Genomic DNA, 2279 nt, shown 5'->3' with positions numbered 1-2279 from the left:
ATTCAACCATTGATTTTCATCGCAGACGAGGGCGTTTTCCAAAGTACCGCCTTTAATCAAACCCGCCGATCGCAATCGATCGATCTGATGTGCCAATCCAAAGGTACGCGCGGGCGCAACTTGACTAATAAAGTCATCTTTACCCGGTTGCCAACTGTGCCACTGATTGCCGATCGGTGCCACGTCAAAATCGATACCGTATGTAAATCGCAATACTGGTGAAGGCACTGCCGCCACGAAGAGATCTTCTTGGTAGATCCACACGGGTTCGGTCAACACGCCAGCGGTAGCTAAATCGACCGCTAATGGTGCCGATCGCGATCGAGCCAGTTCGGCAACCCAAACTCCAGCCGAGCCATCTAGGAGGGGCAATTCGGCACCATCGATTTCGATCCGAGCATCCTCGATGCCCAGTGCGCCTAATGCTGCGAGTAGATGTTCGACAGTTCGCACGGATGCCCCATTAGCACTCAGCTCCGTAGACAGGGTAGTTTGACTGACACTGCTAATATGTGCGGGAATCTCCGGCGCATCGGGCAGATCGACGCGAACAAAGTAACGACCCCTGCCAGGATCTGTCGGCATAATTTTGACGGAGGTAGTCTCGCCAGAATGCAATCCGACCCCGCGAACTTCACAAATTTTCGAGATAGACATTACACGAGTGGGTAAAGGTGTCGAAACTCAAGAGTCGAGCGGTGTCAATTATGGCACGATCGCTCTAGTTTTAATACTTTTTACGGATAGTATTCTTGCAGGCTCACTCGTACTCAAAAGCTTACACTCAAAGGCAGCAATTAGTGCGGCTTTGCGATCTCGAAAAATAGCTACTGTGAAAAGAGCATGGCAATCTCGATTTCATCTAGGTAACGTGAGTCTGGGATGAGAATATTTGCTTCATTCGAGTCCCGCCGCCGATTAAAATCGGGGCTAGCATAGTATTCGCCAGGGCTGTGAGGACGTTTGTGAGGCTAGATCCCCGACTTCTTTTGAGAAGTCGGGGATCTGATATGTCCTAACAAGCATGGCGGTTGCTATATTACAAAGTCCGCCTGTCTTGTCTTGACGAATTATGCGGAGGAGTCCTCCGCATAATTCGTCGCTGACGCGCTAAACCCTCGGCAAAGCCTACGTATGGCGCGTCGCTACGCGGACTAGGATACTATTTCCGCGTAGGCGGACTTTGCACCACCAGCCGAGACTTCCAGTCTCCAGGCATTTCTTAACCAAAACTCACGTTAGGTAGCAAGTATGATAATTATAAAATCGCCCAGTACCAACTATTTACAGCTTTCCCATGATTTCGATCGACTGCCTGAACCACAAATTTACCGATATTCAAGCCATTCTTTTTGATAAAGACGGTACCCTCGAAGACTCTGGCAATTATCTCCGCAACCTCTCCCAAAAACGCGCTCGCCTGATCGATGCCCAAATCCCCGGTGTCGGCGAACCCCTGCTGATGGCGTTTGGTGTCACCGAGCGGGGGCTAGATCCCGCCGGATTGCAAGCGGTGGGTAGTCGCTACGAAAATGAAATTGCCGCAGCGGCGTATATCGCTGAAACGGGGCGAAGCTGGAGTGCGGCATTGGAGATCGTCAAAGGAGCATTCGATGAAGTCGATCGAGTCATGGAATCTACGCCCAATGCCATGTTTCCCGGCTGTCAATCCGCGATCGAGTCGTTATCAAGTGCGGGGTTAAAATTGGGCATCGTCTCCGCCGCCACGACTAGCCAAGTCGTCAAATTTGCTCACTATCACAAGTTACAGCCTTATTTTCAGGTGCTTTTAGGCTCCGATCTCCAGTTCGCCAAACCCGATCCGCGCCTGTTTCACTTCGCCTGTCAAGAACTCGGCGTCAATCCCGCCCAAACCCTGATGATTGGTGACAGTACCTGGGATATGATGATGGGTTCTCAAGGCGGTGCAGCAGGCTGTATCGGCATCTCCTGGGGTCGATTTAGTCAAGCATTGACTGGGGCTGATGTGTCGATCGAGCAGTTATCCCAGTTACAAATTAGCAGCTAGTCGCTCCTATAATTGAGATACGTCTCGTACACTCTTAACCCAGCAACCGCAATGGTTAAAACACCCTTCCAGTCTCGGCTTATCCCACCGCTAGAAAATGGCGATAGACTCACTCGCTACGAGTTCGAGCGTCGCTATGATACGATGCCCCAGAATAAGAAAGCTGAATTAATTGAAGGAATTGTTTATATGGCTGCGGCACTACGTTTTAGAAGTCACGGCGAACCTCACAGCAATATTATGGGTTGGC

2 protein-coding genes and 1 pseudogene are annotated in these 2279 nt (G+C 50.6%); 2 read left to right on the top strand and 1 reads right to left on the bottom strand.

Going from position 1 to position 2279, the window contains the following annotated elements; translation table 11 throughout:
- On the bottom strand, positions 1-657 hold a 657-nt coding region (gene lpxC, locus RMO35_RS17185; protein ID WP_309742534.1), incomplete at its 3' end, for a UDP-3-O-acyl-N-acetylglucosamine deacetylase.
- Between the two features lie 640 nt (positions 658-1297).
- Here lpxC and RMO35_RS17180 point away from each other — a divergent pair.
- Both RMO35_RS17180 and RMO35_RS17175 read left to right on the top strand, forming a co-directional pair.
- On the top strand, positions 1298-2029 hold the full coding sequence (locus RMO35_RS17180; protein WP_309742533.1) for an HAD family hydrolase: 732 nt from the start codon (positions 1298-1300) through the stop codon (positions 2027-2029).
- Positions 2030-2080: 51 nt separating this feature from the next.
- Positions 2081-2279 (top strand): annotated as a pseudogene (locus tag RMO35_RS17175) (Uma2 family endonuclease); the annotation flags it as partial.

It is taken from the genome of Chamaesiphon sp. OTE_20_metabat_361, from assembly GCF_031364565.1.
The sequence above is the reverse complement of the archived record's forward strand: the minus strand, read 5'-3'. Positions and strand labels throughout refer to the sequence as shown.